At 74.0% G+C, this 15,510-nt stretch carries 10 protein-coding genes; 6 read left to right on the top strand and 4 right to left on the bottom strand.

Annotated elements, in window-relative coordinates:
* The first annotated feature begins 23 nt into the window (after nt 1-23).
* The 4 genes from nirB (at nt 24) to ACFWQG_RS07560 (ending at nt 4,975) form a co-directional block, all read left to right on the top strand.
* The gene (nirB, locus tag ACFWQG_RS07545) at nt 24-2,555 is read left to right on the top strand and encodes a nitrite reductase large subunit NirB (RefSeq protein ID WP_378506971.1); all 2,532 of its coding nucleotides are present in this window, start codon (nt 24-26) and stop codon (nt 2,553-2,555) included.
* Nucleotides 2,556-2,643: 88 nt separating this feature from the next.
* On the top strand, nt 2,644-3,066 hold the full coding sequence (gene nirD, locus ACFWQG_RS07550) for a nitrite reductase small subunit NirD (protein ID WP_378506972.1): 423 nt from the start codon (nt 2,644-2,646) through the stop codon (nt 3,064-3,066).
* Nucleotides 3,063-4,250, top strand: coding sequence for a uroporphyrinogen-III synthase (locus ACFWQG_RS07555; protein WP_378506973.1), 1,188 nt, complete (start codon nt 3,063-3,065; stop codon nt 4,248-4,250). Before nirD ends, ACFWQG_RS07555 begins: the two co-directional genes overlap by 4 nt.
* Nucleotides 4,247-4,975 carry a sirohydrochlorin chelatase gene (locus tag ACFWQG_RS07560; protein ID WP_378506974.1) on the top strand — a complete coding sequence of 243 codons (729 nt, stop codon included), beginning with the start codon at nt 4,247-4,249 and terminating at the stop codon, nt 4,973-4,975. Before ACFWQG_RS07555 ends, ACFWQG_RS07560 begins: the two co-directional genes overlap by 4 nt.
* Here the strand turns inward: ACFWQG_RS07560 and ACFWQG_RS07565 are convergent.
* The 4 genes from ACFWQG_RS07565 to ACFWQG_RS07580 all read right to left on the bottom strand — a co-directional run bounded on the left by ACFWQG_RS07565 (nt 4,917) and on the right by ACFWQG_RS07580 (nt 8,702).
* Entirely contained in the window at nt 4,917-6,695 is a 1,779-nt protein-coding gene (locus ACFWQG_RS07565) for an NTP transferase domain-containing protein (protein WP_378506975.1), read from the bottom strand. The two genes, ACFWQG_RS07560 and ACFWQG_RS07565, sit on opposite strands and share 59 nt — an antisense overlap.
* Before the next feature lie 111 nt (nt 6,696-6,806).
* On the bottom strand, nt 6,807-7,520 hold the full coding sequence (locus ACFWQG_RS07570) for a hypothetical protein (protein WP_378506976.1): 714 nt from the start codon (nt 7,518-7,520) through the stop codon (nt 6,807-6,809).
* Nucleotides 7,521-7,622: 102 nt separating this feature from the next.
* The gene (locus ACFWQG_RS07575; protein WP_378506977.1) at nt 7,623-7,913 is read right to left on the bottom strand and encodes an MGMT family protein; all 291 of its coding nucleotides are present in this window, start codon (nt 7,911-7,913) and stop codon (nt 7,623-7,625) included.
* A gap of 3 nt (nt 7,914-7,916) precedes the next feature.
* Entirely contained in the window at nt 7,917-8,702 is a 786-nt protein-coding gene (locus ACFWQG_RS07580) for an alpha/beta hydrolase (RefSeq protein WP_378506978.1), read from the bottom strand.
* A gap of 78 nt (nt 8,703-8,780) precedes the next feature.
* Here ACFWQG_RS07580 and ACFWQG_RS07585 point away from each other — a divergent pair, with 78 nt between their 5' ends.
* Together ACFWQG_RS07585 and ACFWQG_RS07590 are read left to right on the top strand one after the other, a co-directional pair.
* The gene (locus ACFWQG_RS07585; protein ID WP_378506979.1) at nt 8,781-12,059 is read left to right on the top strand and encodes an ATP-dependent helicase; all 3,279 of its coding nucleotides are present in this window, start codon (nt 8,781-8,783) and stop codon (nt 12,057-12,059) included.
* 23 nt (nt 12,060-12,082) lie between these two features.
* The gene (locus tag ACFWQG_RS07590) at nt 12,083-15,466 is read left to right on the top strand and encodes an ATP-dependent helicase (protein ID WP_378507050.1); all 3,384 of its coding nucleotides are present in this window, start codon (nt 12,083-12,085) and stop codon (nt 15,464-15,466) included.
* The last annotated feature ends 44 nt before the right edge of the window (nt 15,467-15,510 follow it).

Below are 15,510 nucleotides of genomic sequence, written 5' to 3' on the forward strand. Positions count from 1 at the left end.
AACCAACGAAGAAGAGGGGCGGCATGAGCCACAAGTCAGTAGTGGTTGTTGGCCACGGAATGGTCGGGCACCGGTTCGTGGAGGCGTTGCGGGCGCGGGACGAGTCGGGCGGATGGAGGGTGACGGTGCTCTGCGAGGAGGCCCTGCCCGCGTACGACCGCGTCGGCCTGTCGTCGTACGTCGGATCCTGGGACGCAAAGGAACTCGCGCTCGCCGGGAACGACTACACCGGTGACGACCTGGTCGACCTGCGGACCGGGGTGCGGGCCACCGCGATCGACAGGGACGCGCGGACGGTCACCACCTCGGCGGGCGACACCGTCGGCTACGACGCGCTGGTCATGGCCACCGGCTCCTACGCGTTCGTGCCGCCGGTGCCCGGCCACGACCGCGACGAGTGCCACGTCTACCGCACCGTCGACGACCTCGATGGGATCCGGGCGCGGGCCGAGGCCGCAGGAGCGGGCCGCGGGGCGAGCGACGCGACGGGGGACCGCCCCGTCGGTGTCGTCGTCGGCGGCGGGCTGCTCGGGCTGGAGGCGGCGAATGCGTTGCGGCTGATGGGCATGACCCCGCACGTGGTGGAGTTCGCGCCGCGGCTGATGCCGCTGCAGGTCGACGAGGGCGGCGGCGCGCTGCTCGCCCGACTCGTCGAGAGCCTCGGCGTCCGCGTACATACCGGGGTTGGGACCGCGGCGATCACCGACGGCCCCGACGGGATCCGCGTCGAACTGTCCGACGGCTCGGCGATCGCCGCGGCGCTGCTCGTGTTCTCCGCGGGCATCCGCCCGCAGGACCAACTCGCCCGCGACGCGGGCCTCGAGGTCGGACCCCGCGGCGGCATCATCACCGACATCGGCTGCCGCACCGCCGACGAGGCGATCTACGCGGTCGGCGAATGCGCCGCCGTCGAGGGCGTCTGCTACGGCCTGGTCGCCCCCGGCTACTCCACCGCCGAGGTCGTCGCGGACCGGATCCTCGGTGGCGCAGCGGAATTCCCCGGCGCGGACCTGTCGACGAAGCTCAAGCTGATGGGGGTCGACGTCGCCAGCTTCGGCGATGCCCACGCGCAGGAACCCGGCGCACTCGAGGTGGTGCTCAGCGACGCCGCGAAGGGCACCTACGCCAAGCTGGTGGTCTCCGACGACGCGAAGACCCTGCTCGGCGGCATCCTGGTCGGCGACGCGTCCGCGTACGCCTCGCTGCGGCCGCTGGTCGGCCGGGACCTGCCCGGTGATCCGGCATCCCTGATCTCGCCTGCGGGGGAGAAGCCCGGTGCCGGGTCGCTGCCCGACGACGCCGAGGTGTGCTCCTGCAACGCGGTCACCAAGGGCACGATCTGTGGGGCCATCGCCGACGGTGCCTGCGACATCGCGCAGGTCAAGGCCTGCACGAACGCGGGCACCACGTGCGGTGGCTGCCTCCCGACGATCAAGCAGCTGCTCGCGTCCTCCGGGGTGGTGCTCTCGAAGGCGCTGTGCGAGCACTTCGACCAGTCCCGCGCCGAGCTGTTCGAGATCGTCCGGGCCACCGGCATCCGGACCTTCTCGGCGCTGATCGGCAAGTTCGGCACCGGCTCCGGCTGCGACATCTGCAAGCCCGTCGTCGCCTCGATCCTCGCGTCCACCGACTCCGACCACATCCTGCACCGGCAGCAGGCGGGCCTGCAGGACACCAACGACCACTTCCTAGCGAACATCCAGAAGAACGGCACCTACTCGGTGGTGCCGCGGATGCCCGGCGGCGAGTGCACCCCGGAGCAGCTGATCGTGATCGGCGAGGTCGCCCGCGACTTCGGCCTGTACGTGAAGATGACCGGCGGCCAACGGATCGACCTGTTCGGTGCTCGGGTCGACCAGCTGCCCGCGATCTGGCGCAGGCTCGTCGACGCGGGCATGGAATCCGGTCAGGCGTACGGCAAGTCGCTGCGCACCGTGAAGAGCTGCGTCGGCTCCACCTGGTGCCGGTACGGGGTGCAGGACTCGGTCGGCATGGCGGTGGACCTGGAGATGCGGTACCGCGGCCTTCGCTCACCGCACAAGCTGAAGTTCGGCGTCTCCGGGTGCGCCCGCGAATGCGCGGAGGCCCGCGGCAAGGACGTCGGCGTCATCGCCACCGAGAACGGCTGGAACCTCTACGTCTGCGGCAACGGCGGTCAGTCACCCAAGCATGCGCAGCTGCTCGCGGGCGGCCTCGACGACGCCACCCTGACCCGGTACATCGACCGGTTCCTGATGTTCTACATCCGCACCGCCGACCGGCTGCAGCGCACCGCGCCCTGGCTGGAGGCGATGGACGGCGGGCTCGACCACCTCAGGGCCGTGGTCTGCGACGACAGCCTCGGCATCGCCGCCGACCTGGAGTCGGCGATGGCCAGGCACGTCGACGGCTACCGGGACGAGTGGGCCGGGGTGCTCGACGACCCGGAGAAGCTGTCCCGGTTCGTCACCTTCGTCAACGCCCCGGAGGAGGCCGACCCGACCGTCGCTTTCGACGAGACCGGAACGCGCAAGGTGCCGGTGCTGATGGGCCTGCCCGCGATGCCCGCCGGGTAACGCTCCTTACCGCCAGGGAATCGGGCCTTAACGCCGGGGTAACACCCGGTCCGTAGAAATGAGGCCTGCAGTTACAGGGAGGACCGCGATGACAATCATCGAATCACCACCGCACGCGGGCGCGGGTGAGCTCGGGGCGGCGGGACGCGCGAGCGTGACCGACGGCAAGCTCGAATGGACGTCGGCCTGCCCGCTGAGCCGCCTGATCCCCGGACTGGGGGTTGCGGTGCTGCTGCGGGGCGGCGAGCAGGTGGCGCTGTTCCTGCTCGACGACGGCACCCTGCGCGCGGTCGGCAACATCGACCCCTTCGGCCGCGCCGCGGTGATGTCGCGCGGCCTGGTCGGGGACCGGGCAGGCGAGCCGACCGTCGCGTCGCCGCTGCTCAAGCAGGTGTTCTCGCTCGTCGATGGCCGCTGCCTCGACGACGAGTCGGTGCGACTACCGGTCTACGACGTTCGGGTGTGGGGCGGGGTCGTGCAGGTGCACAGTCCGCTGCGGGGAAGCGCATGACGGTGCTGGAACGGGCGGAGACGATGAGCCAGGTACGCGCGGGCGGCGAGCCCCTCAAGGGATTCACCGTCGGGATGACCGCCGCCCGCCGCTCGGAGGAGTTCGGCACGCTGCTCACCCGGCGCGGCGCGACACTGGTGCAGGCCGCCGCGATCCGCATCATCCCGCTCGTCGACGACGCCGAGCTGGAACGGGTGAGCCGCGAGCTGATCGAACGGCCCGCGGAGATCACGGTCGCGACCACCGGGATCGGGTTCCGCGGCTGGATGGAGGCCGCCGACGGCTGGGGGCTGGCCGAGGACCTGGGACGGTCGCTGGGCCGGTCCCGGATCCTCGCCCGCGGCCCGAAGGCGAAGGGTGCCATCCGGGCCGCCGACCTGCGGGAGGAATGGTCGCCGCCGTCGGAGTCCTCGGCCGAGGTGCTCGACCACCTGCTCGCCGAGGGTGTCGAGGGCAAGCGGATCGCCGTGCAGCTGCACGGCGCCACCACCGAGTGGGAGCCGCTGCCGGACTTCTGCGAGGTCCTCCGGATTGCCGGGGCGGACGTGGTCCCGGTCCCCGTCTACCGGTGGACACCACCGGACGACCAGACCGCGATGGACCGGCTGATCGAACTGACCGTCGGCGGCGGCCTGGACGCGGTCAGCTTCACCAGCGCGCCAGCGGTTGCCGCGATGCTGATGCGCGCCAAGGAGATCGGGCTCGTCGACCCGCTGCTGAAGGCGTTCGACGGCCGAGTCCTCGCGGTGTGCGTCGGGCCGGTGACGGCGGCGCCGCTGGAGGCGCTCGGCGTGCACACCACCATGCCGGGGCGGGCCCGTCTCGGGTCCCTCGCCCGGCACATCGCCGAGGAACTGCCGCGCCGCGCGATGCGGCTGAACGCGGCCGGGCACGAACTGAGCGTGCGGGGCGGCTGCGTCGTCGTCGACGGCGAGGTCCGGCAGCTGGCGCCCGCCGCGATGGCCCTGATGCGGACCCTCGCGCATCGGCCGGGCCGGGTCGTCTCCCGCGAGGATCTGCTCGCGGTGCTCCCCGGCGGCGGCGGCGACACGCACGCGGTGGAAACGGCGATCGCGCGGCTGCGGTCCTGCCTCGGCGCGCCGAAGATCGTGCAGACCGTCGTCAAGCGCGGCTACCGGCTGGCGATCGACCCCGTCGAGTGCGGTGACGGGAGCAGGTCGTGACGGCCGCGCCCGCGCTGGTGCTCGTCGCGCACGGCACCCGGTCCACCCGGGGAGTTGACCTGGTCGCCGCGCTCGCGGAGGAGGTGGCCGCGATCGTCGGCACCACCCGCGTCGCGTTCGTGGACGTGCTCGGACCGTCACCGGCGGAGGTGCTGCGCGACCTCGACGGGCCCGCCGTCGTGGTGCCCGCCTTCCTGGCATCCGGCTACCACGTGCACACCGACGTGCCCCGCGAGGTGGCGGAGTCCGGGCACCCCGCGGTGCAGGTCACCGCCGCGCTCGGGCCCGATCCGGTGCTGGCGCTGGTGCTCCTCGAACGACTCCGCGCTGCCGGATGGCGCGCCGGGGACGCGGTGGTGCTCGCTGCCGCGGGCTCGTCCGACCCGCGGGCACTGGCGGACGTGCAGCGTGCTGCGGGGATGCTGGCCGACCTGACCGGTGACCGGGTCGACATCGGCTACGTCGCGACCGCGCAGCCGAGGGTGGCGGATGTGGTCGCTCGGGTGCGGGCCGAGACCGGGCGCCCGGTGTTCGTCGCGTCGTACCTGTTGGCGCACGGCCTCTTTCACAGCCGGCTCGGTGCGTGCGGGGCGGACGGTGTCGCGGAGCCGCTCGGCGTGCATCCGGCGCTGGTGCGCCTGCTCGCCCGCCGGTTCCGGCAGGGCGTCAGTGCGGCAGCAGCAGCAGTTCGGCCGAGCCGCCGTCCGGTGTCCCCGGTTCGATGACGGCGAGGGCCTGCGCCCTCACCAACGCGCCGAGATGCGCGGTCCGCACCTGCGCCTCGACCCGCCACCTGCCGTCCGGGCCGAGGGTCGCGGGCACGAGTCGCGTGACGTCCGAGTCGATCTCGGCGGCGTTCGCGATCAATCCGACGACCGGATCGGGTTGCGGCGCACCGGTCAGCGCCGCGACCACGGTCGGAACCATCAGCAGCAACGTCGCGACCGCCGCGTACGGATTGCCCGGCAGGCCGAGCACGATCCGGCCGTCCGGCAGGGTCGCGGCGATCTGCGACCCGCCGGGCCTGCACCGCACCCGGCCGACGACGATGCGGGCGCCTGCCCGCTCCAACGCGGCGCGCAGGTGGTCGGCCGCGCCGCCCCCGGTCGCGCCGACCATCACCAGCAGGTCCGCGTCCACGGCGGACCGATCGCCGCCGAGCAGTTCGTCGAATCCGCCAGCGGTGTCCCGCAGGTGCGTGTCCCCGAGCGTCGGCACCCCACACCAGGCGAGGAACCGGGGCAGCACCGGGCCGAGCGAGTCCCTGGTCTGCCCGTCCCGCAACGGCCCGTCCCTGCGGATCTCGTCGCCGGTGACCACCACATGCCCGCGCACCGGCCCGCGGACCAGTAGCTCCGACACCTCCGCGCTGAGCGCGACCGACGCCAACGCGGGCGTCACTGCGGTGCCCGGTGTCGCCAGCAGGGATCCGGGCAGCCAGTCCTCGCCGGGGCGGCGCACGTCGTCCCGGATCGGTGCCCCCGGCGCGCGGGCGACGACCCGGCCGCCGGTCGCGGAGTCGGCGACGTCGACGTGCTCGTCACGAATCACGGTGTCGGCGCCGGTCGGCAGGTGCGCGCCGGTGGCGATCCGGACGGCGTGTCCCGGATCGAGGACCACGGTGTCGGTCGACCCCGCGTACCGGACGGCGGTGTCGAGCAGCCACGGCCCGTCCCCGGCGACCGCATACCCGTCCATCGCGGACACCGGCACCCGGGGGAGCGCCTCCTCGGCCCGCAGCGACTGGGCGAGCGCGCTGCCGATCGCGTCGAGCGGGGACTGCGGGAAGGCGGGTAGCGTCTCAAGCGCCGCGTGCACGGCGGTGCGGGCGGCGCCGATGCTCAGCGGGGTTGCGTCGGCCGACGCGCTCGGTGTCGCCCTGGCGCGGGCCGCCGCAACGTCGGCGGGCGTGTCGCAGTCCGAGATGCCCGCCATCTCGACCCGGGTGAACGTGTCGGGGACAAGAGTTTTCATCGGCTGATTGGTGACGCCGTCGAGCTCCCCGAGCCGCGCGGACAGCACGTCGGCGCGCCACACCCCGAGCAGGAACTGGACGCGGCCGGATTCGTCGACGGCCAGCGCGGCGCCGCGGTCGGGGGCCACGTCGAGTGCGCTGCGCAGCAGATCGATCGCACCCGGCGTCAGCTCCGGCAGGTCCGCGGCCAGCACCGCGACCACCGCGCTGCCGCCGACCGCGCGCAGCCCCGCCGCCAGCGCCGCGACCGGGCCCGCGCCGCGCGGGGACTCCTGGACCTGCCGGATCGCCGGATCCAGGTCCGCGCGCGGTGGGCCGACGACCACGGTGGTTGATGCTCCGGCGACCGCCGCCAGCGCGGTGCCGAGCATGCTGCGTCCCCCGACCTCGAGGGCAGGCTTGTCCACCCCGCCCATCCGCGACCCGGACCCGCCAGCGAGGACGATGGCGTCAAACGGTTCGGCGGTCATGCGTCCATGGTCGCACGGCCCGGCGGCGCCGCCCGTTTCGCTTCCCGCGCACCGGCGATCCCGCCTGCGGTCGACGCTACGACCTGCCGCGCCTCCGTGGGTGGCGCGCGATCAGCTTGCGTGCCTGCGCCGCAGCAGCGGGTCCAGTGCCACGCGGACCGGCCGCCGCAGCGTCTGCCCGTAGGCGGCGAACAACTCGTCCCGGGAGTCGAACATTCCGACCGAGTGCACGACCGCGCCCGACAGATCCAGGCAGCCGGGGTCACCGGACGGCGCCCAACTGATCGGTGCCCGCGCCGCCGCGTCGAACAGGGTCTCCTCGCCGCTGTTCGTGAACGGTTGCGGGGCAGCGCAACCGGTGCCGGAGAACACCACTGATGCGTCGAGCCATGCGTCGTCGATCAGGAAGCTCGGCCAGGCGAGCAGCACCCGGTCCGGGACAAACGGGCGCAGGTACCGGAACCTCGGGTACCAGAACTCGCCGCGCAGCACGAGGCCCTCGACGCGGGTGGCGATCCCGGCGCGCCGCGCGCACGCCTCGATCACCGCCAGACGCTGGCTGCACGAGCCGAGCCCGCGCCGGAGCGTGCTCGACGCGGGCTGGGTGTCGTCGAGCCCGTAGACCGCACCAATCCGGGCGCCGACCGTCCGGTGCGTCGCGCGCAGGTGATCGGACGAGGCCTCGCCAGCGGCGCGCGTCGGCAGCAGCTCGAACACGGGAGCGCCCCAGTCGAGGATGGCGGTCGCGTCGACCCCGCCGCGGGCGGGCTCGGACCGGGGGCTGAGCGGACGGCCGAGCCAGGGGGTGACCAGGGTGCACGTCATACCGTCGACGCTAGACCGGCCGGACGTGCACCTCGCCGCGAGTTGGTTGTTGTGGTGCTCGACCGGGCTCGGAGTGCAGGAAAACGCCCAACTCGCGGTGCCCTAGAACCGGTGCCGGGCGACCGCCAGGTCGATGCGGCCGCCGTGGATCGGGACGTTCTCGGCGGCAAGGCGCTCCAGCTGCCGCGCGGCGAGGTGCGGGGCGGGCCTGCCGGACGCGGGCACCACCCGATGCCACGGCAGGTCGGCGGAGTCGGTGCGCATGATCCACCCCACCGTCCGCGGGGTGGACAGGCCGGCGGCCGCGGCGATGTCGCCGTAGGTGCTCACTCGGCCCGGCGGGATCGAGGAGACGAGGTCGCGGACCCGCTCCACCTGCTCCTCGGTCGTCATCGCCTACAGCAGCGTCTCGATCAGCGCCGCGACCTCCGCGGGACGCGCGCCTGCGACCATGTGGTCGACGTCCATCTCCACCACCGTCAGCCGGTCACCGAGATGTGCGGCCAGGGCGGTCCGCAGCGCGGGGGTGACGTACGGCGGCTGCACCCGCATCGCCTGCACCAGGATCGTCGGCAGCTCGGCGGGCGGCAGCACCACCGGTCGGGCCAGCTCTCCCCAGGCCGCGACGACCGCGGGGACGGCGTACCGCCAGCCGACCCGCCCGCCGGTCAGGTCGATCAGGTGCGTGGCCATCTCCTCGTCGAGCACGTCCGCCGCGACACCGGCCCACGCCCCGTGCACCTTCTCCGACCGGGCCTCGGCGGCGTCGGTGTAGTCCGGGTACCGGATGGTCAGGTCGGCGACCTCCAACATCCGCGCCGGATCGAGGCCCAACGCCGGGTCGAGCAGCAGCAGGCCCCGGACCCGCTCCGGGACGCGGGCGGCCAGGTGCACGGCGATCAGCCCGCCGTACGAGTGCCCGACGAGGACGACCGGCTCCGTTGCCTCGGCGTCCACCACCTCGACGAGGGAGTCGACCTGGTCGGCGACACCCCACGGCGGGTTCCACGTCGAGTGCCCGTGGCCGCGCAGGTCGGGGGCGATCACCCTGGCGCCGGGCAGGTGATCGTCGGCGAGGTGCCGCCACCGCTTCCCGTGACCGGTCAGTCCGTGCAGCGCGAGAACAGGCGGCCCGTCGACGGGGCCGAAGCGGTGAACGTTCAGGTCGGGCACGGCCGCCATTGTGCCCGACGGGTGGTGTGCCGGTCGGTGCCCGGCACCACGCCGAACCTGTCGGGGGCCCGTGATGGAATGCCGGTCATGAGTACGCAGCGGGCGAGCAGGCCGACCACCACCCTGGTGCGTCGTGCCCCCCGCGCCGTGCCGACCCGGCGGTGGGGGCCGGAGGCGGCGCCGCTGCTCGCCGCCGCGACCACCGGCCCCGGCGCACCGGATCGCCGCCCGTGGCAGATCCTCGGCGGTCCAGGGACCGGGAAGACCTCCCTGATCGTCGACCTCGCGGCCTCCCGCATCAGCGGACCGGGCGGAGACCCGGAATCCGTTCTTGTGCTGACGCATTCACGAAAATCGGCGATGGCGGTGCGGGAGGAGATCAGCACCGCACTGCTGGGGGCGGGCGGGTCGCGCGCCACCCGCGAGCCGCTGGTGCGGACCGTGCACTCGTATGCGTTCGCGGTGCTGCGGCTGCAGGCGGCAGCGCATTCGAACCCGCCGCCGCGGCTGATCACCGGTGCCGAACAGGACGCGGTGCTGCGGGAACTGCTGCGCGGCGACATCGAGGACGGCGCACCGGACTGGCCGGAACGGTTGCGCCCCGCGCTGCCGATGGTCGGGTTCGCCGCGCAACTACGTGACCTGATGCTGCGGGCCGGCGAACGCGGCCTCGGCCCCGAGGACCTGATCCGTCTCGGCCACCGGCACGACCGGCCGGAATGGGTCGCCGCCGGCACCTTCGTCGAACGGTACGAGCAGGTGATGCTGCTGCGCGGCTCGGTCGGGATGGACGCCCCGGAGGCAACCGCCCCCGCGCTCGACGCCGCGGAACTGGTCGGCGCGGCCCTGTCCGCGTTCGCGACCGACCCGGACCTGCTGGACCGGGAACGCGCCCGCATCCGGTGCCTGCTCGTCGACGACGCGCAGCACCTGGATCCGCAGGCGGCCGAGTTGGTGCGGCTGCTCGGTGGCGGCGCCGATCTCGCGGTCGTCGCCGGCGACCCGGACCAGGCGGTGTTCGGGTTCCGCGGAGCGGACGCCCGGTACCTCACCGGTCTCGCGGACACCGGCGGCGACCGGCAGGTGGTGCTCCGCACGAATCACCGGGGCGCCCCCCGGATCGCGGCGGTGTCGGCGCGGATCGCCGGCCGGCTGCCCGGCCTGCCCCCGCACCGCGGTGCCCGGCCTGCCGCCGATGCCGAGGGCACGGCCGCGGTCGCGGTGCTCGCCACGGCAGGGAAGGAAGCGGCGCTGATCGCGGACACCCTGCGCCGCGCTCACCTGCACGACGGGGTGCCGTGGTCGCGGATGGCGGTGATCGTCCGGTCCGTTCCCCGGGTGCTGCCCCCGCTGCGCCGCGCGCTGCTCGCGGCGGGCGTGCCGGTCACGACCGCGGCGTCCGAACTGCCGCTGGCCCGACAGCACGCGGTCGGGGGTCTGCTGCTGGCGCTGCGGGCGGTGGCGGGCGGACCGTTCACCGGTGAGGACGCGCTCGCCCTGGTATCGGGCCCGGTCGCCGGCACCGACCCGGTGACGCTGCGCAGGCTGCGCCGCGGCCTGCGGCGCGTCGAGCTCGCCGCGGGCGGCGAACGGGACTCGGCGGAGCTGCTGCGGACGCTGATCGTGGACGGGGAGCAGCCCCACCGATCGCTTGTCGACGGGCTCACCGAGGGCGAGTTCGGTGCCCTGCGCCGCACGCTGTCGGTGCTCGCCCGCGCGGGGAAGGCACAGCGGGAGGGCCGCGGCGTCGAGAACGTGCTGTGGGCTGCCTGGCAGGCGACCGGCCTGGAGAAGCGGTGGTCGGCGGCGTCGGTGCGCGGCGGCCCGATCGGGTCGCAGGCCGACCGTGATCTGGACGCCGTCGTCGCGTTGTTCGACGCGGCGGCCAATTACGTCGACCGGCTGCCCCGTGCCAGCCTCGCCGGATTCGTGGACTACCTCACCGACCAGGAGATCCCGACCGATCCGAGGACGGCGGCGGCCGGAGCGGAGGCCGTGTCGGTGCTCAGTGCGCACGCCGCCGCTGGCCGGGAATGGGACGTGGTCGTGGTCGCCGCTGTCCAGGAAGGCCTATGGCCCGGGCTGCGGGCCCGCGGCACCCTCCTCGGCACCGAGGACCTCGTCGATCTGACCGCCGGTGTCGCCGAGCCCGGCGAGGCAACCCTGTCGCGGACGGCGCCGCTGCTCGCCGAGGAACGCCGGCTGTTCCTGCTGGCGTGCAGCCGCGCCCGGCGGAGCCTGCTGGTGACGGCCGTCCGGTCGACCACCGGCGACGCGGAACTGGAGCCGTCCCGGTTCGTCGACGAGCTGCTCGGTGCCGACGCGGACCTCGGCGAGGGTGCCGCGGACCTTGCTCCTGCGCTGCCGAGCCGGGTCCTTGCGTTGCCGTCCCTGATCGCCGAACTGCGCCGGGTGGTGTGCGATCCGGATCTTGCCGACACCGATCCCGACAAGCAGCGGCGGGCCGCCGCGCAGTTGGCGCGGCTGGCCCGCGCCGGTGTTCGCGGCGCGCACCCCGAACACTGGTACGCCGTCGGCGACCCGAGCACCACCGAACCGCTGTGGCGGCCGGAGGGCGGACCGGTCCCGCTGTCGCCGTCCACGATCGAGCAGCTCGACGCGTGCCCGCTGCGGTGGGCGCTGGAACGGCACGGCGGCAGCGACGGCGAGAACACGCACGCGGTCACCGGCACCCTGGTGCACACCCTGGTCCAGGCGGTCGCCGGGAAGATGCCCCCGGAACAGGTGCGCCGGGCACTGGCGGTCGCGTGGGACGCCGTCGATCTGGGGTCGCAGTGGTATTCGCGGCGCGAGATGGACCGAACCGCGCAGATGATCGACACCTTCGACGACTGGCTGCACCGCACCCGCGGCGAGCTCACCGAGGTGGGTGTCGAGGTCGCCGTCGACGGGGTGCTCGAGGCCCGCGTCGACGGGGAACCGGCCGTGCAGCTGCGGGGTCGCATTGACCGTCTCGAGCGGGACGCCGACGGCCGCCTCGTCGTCGTCGACGTCAAGACCGCGCGCACCCCGGTCAGCCGGGAGGCCGCGCAGCAGCACGCGCAGCTCGCCACCTACCAGCTCGCCGCGGCGCGGGGAGCCATCGACGGGGAACCCGACGCGCGGCCCGGCGGCGCGCGACTCGTCTTCGTGGCCAAGGCGAACCGGAAGGACGGCGCGACCCAACGGCTGCAGGAGCCGCTGACCGAGGAGACCGAGGAACAGTGGCTGGACGTGGTGCATGCCGCCGCGGCGGCAACCCAGGGGCCACGGTTCCTGGCGCGCCCGAACGACGGCTGCAGGCACTGCCCGGTGGTGTCGAGTTGCCCGGCGCAGGAGCGGGGACGCCAGGTGACCGAGTCGTGAACGCCGCAGCCGGGAGCAGCGGGATGGCGACAGCCCGGATCACGCCGGCCGAGGTGGCGGCGGCGCTTGGCCAGTTCCCGCCGACACCCGAACAGGCGGCGGTGATCGCCGCGCCGCTCGGCCCCACTCTCGTCGTCGCGGGCGCGGGCGCGGGCAAGACCGAGACGATGGCCGCGCGGGTGGTGTGGCTGGTCGCGAACGGCCTGGTCGACCCCGAGCAGGTGCTCGGTCTGACGTTCACCCGAAAAGCGGCGCAGCAGTTGACGTCCCGGATCCGACAGCGCCTCGCTCGGCTGGCGGACCCGCGGGTCACCCGCAGGCTCGGGCTCGGCGAGGACCTGCGGGGACGGATCCTCACCGGGGAACCGGAGGTCAGCACCTACCACTCGTACGCGGGCAGACTGCTCACCGAGCACGGGCTGCTGCTGCCGATGGAGCCGTCCGCCGAACTGCTGTCGGAGACCGCGCTGTGGCAGCTCGCGTACCGGGTCGTCAGCGCATACGACGGCGACCTCGACACCGACCGCAGCCCGACCTCGCTGACCGAGGCGGTGCTCGCGCTGTCCGGGCAGCTCGCCGAGCACCTCGTCGAGCCCGAGGACCTGCGCGAGGCGCACACCGAACTCGACAAGCTGATCCACACCCTGCCCGCCGGACCGCGGCAGCGCCGTGGGCCGAAAAAGGAGCTGCTCGACCTGCTCGACACCCAGCACGAACGGGTCGCGCTGCTGCCGCTCGTCCAGCGGGTGGCCGAGGCGCTGCGCCGCGACGGAGCCCTCGACTTCGGCAGCCAGATGTCCCTCGCCGCCCGCGTCGCCGCCGAACACCCCGAGGTCGGGCGGTCCGAGCGGGAACGCTTCCGGGTGGTGCTGCTCGACGAGTACCAGGACACCGGGCACGCGCAGCGGGTGCTGTTGGCGTCCCTGTTCGGTGGCGGCGAGGACGGATCCCTCGCGTTGACCGCGGTCGGGGATCCGATGCAATCGATCTACGGGTGGCGCGGCGCGTCCGCGGCGAACCTGCCCCGCTTCGCGACCGACTTTCCGCTGCCCGACGGGCGTCCCGCGCCGCGGCTCGAACTGCTCACCAGCTGGCGCAACCCGGCGGAGGCGCTCGAACTCGCGAACGCCGCATCGGCAAGCCTCCGGGAACGGGGCGTACCGGTCCCCGAACTGCGGCCGAAACCGGAGGTCGCGCCCGGTGACATCCGCCTCGCCCTGCTCGCCGACGTCGAGCGGGAGCGGGACTGGATCGCGGAACGGATCGCCGCGGAGTACGCGTCCGCACGTGAGCGTGACGAGGCCCCACCGACGGCGGCGGTCCTGATCCGCCGCAACGCCGACGCGGCGCCGATCGCCACCGCACTGCGCCGCCGGGGTTTGCCGGTCGAGGTGGTCGGGCTCGGCGGGCTGCTGCACGTGCCCGAGGTCGCGGACGTGATCGCGATGCTGCGCCTGGTCGCGGATCCGCTCGCGGGCAGTGCCACGGTCCGGGTGCTCACCGGGGCCCGGTGGCGCCTCGGGGTCGCCGACCTCGCCGCGCTGTGGCGGCGGGCACGCGAGCTCGCCGTCGGGGCGGCCCGCAACGCGGGCGGCGCCGTCACCGACCCCGACAGTCTGGACCTGGCCCTGGATGCGGCGCTGCCCGGTGAGTACGCGGAGCAGGCCGGTCTCGCCGACGCGATCGCCGATCCGGGTGCGCCGTCCCGGTATTCGGCGCTCGGGTACGCCCGCATCGACGCGCTCGCCGCGGAGCTGACGTCCCTGCGGGAACGGATCGGGCAGCCGCTCACGGAACTGGTCGCCGAGGTCGAGCGGGTCCTCGGCATCGGGATCGAGGCACAGGCCCGGCTGCCGTGGGTGCGGCCCGGCGGCGCGGGCCGCGAACACCTCGACGCGTTCGCCGATGCCGTCGCGGGGTACGCGCGCAACCCGGCCGCGACGTTGACCGGGCTGCTCGCGTTCCTGACCGCGGCCGAGACCGTCGAGAACGGGCTGGCGCCCGGCGAGGTGGAGGTCGCGCCCGACCGGGTCCAGGTGCTGACCGTGCACTCCGCGAAGGGCCTCGAATGGCAGGTCGTCGCGGTGCCGCACATCGTGGCCGGGGTGTTCCCCTCCGGGACCGGCACCGGCACCTGGCTCGGCTCCGTCGCGGAGTTGCCGCCAACGTTGCGCGGTGACCGCGCACAGGGCGGCGACGGGTCCGACGGGGTTCCGGTCCCCGACCTCGAGGACGTGCACGACCGCAAGGACCTCGAGGAGGTGCTGCTCGCCAACAAGGAGGCCCTCGCGCGGCGCAAGCTGGAGGAGGATCGCAGGCTCTTCTACGTGGCGTTGACCCGCACCGAGCGGGCGCTGTACCTCTCGGGGCACCACTGGGCCGAGTCCGGCGGCACCCCGAAGGGGCCGTCGGACTTCCTGACCGAGATGCGCGCCGTCGTCGACGCGGCGGCGGGGGAGGATCGCCCGATCGGGGTCGTCGAGCAGTGGGCGCCGGACCCCGGCCCGGAGGACGAGAACCCGCTGACGGCGGATCCGGTGACCGCGGAGTGGCCACGGGACCCGTTGGGGGACAGGAGGATCACGGTCGAGCGGGGAGCTGCTCTGGTGCTGGCGGCGTTGACCGATCCGGACCCGTCACCCGCGGCGGGAGGGGAGGGCGACGATCCGGATCCCGAGGGGTGGGCCGCGGATGTGGACGCCCTGCTCGCCGAGCGGGCCGCCCGTGCCGCGTCGCGCGCGCAGGTGTCGCTGCCAACGCAGATGTCGGTGAGCCAGCTGGTCGACCTGGCGGCGGCGCCCGACACACTGGCCGCGCGGCTGCGTCGCCCGCTGCCGTTCCCGCCGAATCCACTGGCGCGCAGGGGAACCGCTTTCCACGCCTGGATCGAGCGGCGATTCGGGGCAACCCGCCTGCTGGACATGGACGAGTTGCCCGGGTCGGCAGACACCGACGGCGCAACGGACGGGGAGCTGGCGGCGTTGCAGGACGCGTTCCTGCGGTCGGCGTGGGCGAACCGCAGCCCGGTCGAGGTGGAGGTGCCGTTCGAGACGTCCATCGCGGGAACCGTGGTGCGCGGCCGGATCGACGCGGTGTTCGCCGATCCCGACGGCGGCTGGACCGTGATCGACTGGAAGACCGGCGCCGAACCGAGCGCCACGAACGAGCACGCCCTCGCGATGCAGTTGGCCGCGTACCGACTCGCCTGGGCGGAGCTGATGTCGGCGCCGGCACGGGCCAACGGCGGGGATCCCGTCGACCCGGCGCGGGTGCGGGCCGCGTTCCACTACGTGCGGACCGGCCGGACAATCTCGCCCGACGACCTTCCCGACGCAGGCGAGTTGGCCCACCTGATCGAGACGGCAGGAGCGGACGGACCGGGCGAGTCGGCGAGGGCCGCGGAGTGACCGAGCGGGCGGCTGGGGGACCGGCGCCGACGGTGGCAGGGCGG

The sequence above is a fragment of the Rhodococcus sp. NPDC058532 genome (assembly GCF_042719255.1).
Taxonomy (GTDB): Bacteria; Actinomycetota; Actinomycetes; order Mycobacteriales; family Mycobacteriaceae; genus Rhodococcus_G.

Coding starts and splice junctions, on each gene's coding strand:
- nirB (WP_378506971.1), top strand. CDS start 24: ATGAGCCACAAGTCAGTAGTGGTTGTTGGCCACGGAATGGTCGGGCAC.
- nirD (WP_378506972.1), top strand. CDS start 2,644: ATGACAATCATCGAATCACCACCGCACGCGGGCGCGGGTGAGCTCGGG.
- ACFWQG_RS07555 (WP_378506973.1), top strand. CDS start 3,063: ATGACGGTGCTGGAACGGGCGGAGACGATGAGCCAGGTACGCGCGGGC.
- ACFWQG_RS07565 (WP_378506975.1), bottom strand. CDS start 6,695: ATGACCGCCGAACCGTTTGACGCCATCGTCCTCGCTGGCGGGTCCGGG.
- ACFWQG_RS07570 (WP_378506976.1), bottom strand. CDS start 7,520: ATGACGTGCACCCTGGTCACCCCCTGGCTCGGCCGTCCGCTCAGCCCC.
- ACFWQG_RS07575 (WP_378506977.1), bottom strand. CDS start 7,913: ATGACGACCGAGGAGCAGGTGGAGCGGGTCCGCGACCTCGTCTCCTCG.
- ACFWQG_RS07580 (WP_378506978.1), bottom strand. CDS start 8,702: ATGGCGGCCGTGCCCGACCTGAACGTTCACCGCTTCGGCCCCGTCGAC.
- ACFWQG_RS07585 (WP_378506979.1), top strand. CDS start 8,781: ATGAGTACGCAGCGGGCGAGCAGGCCGACCACCACCCTGGTGCGTCGT.
- ACFWQG_RS07590 (WP_378507050.1), top strand. CDS start 12,083: ATGGCGACAGCCCGGATCACGCCGGCCGAGGTGGCGGCGGCGCTTGGC.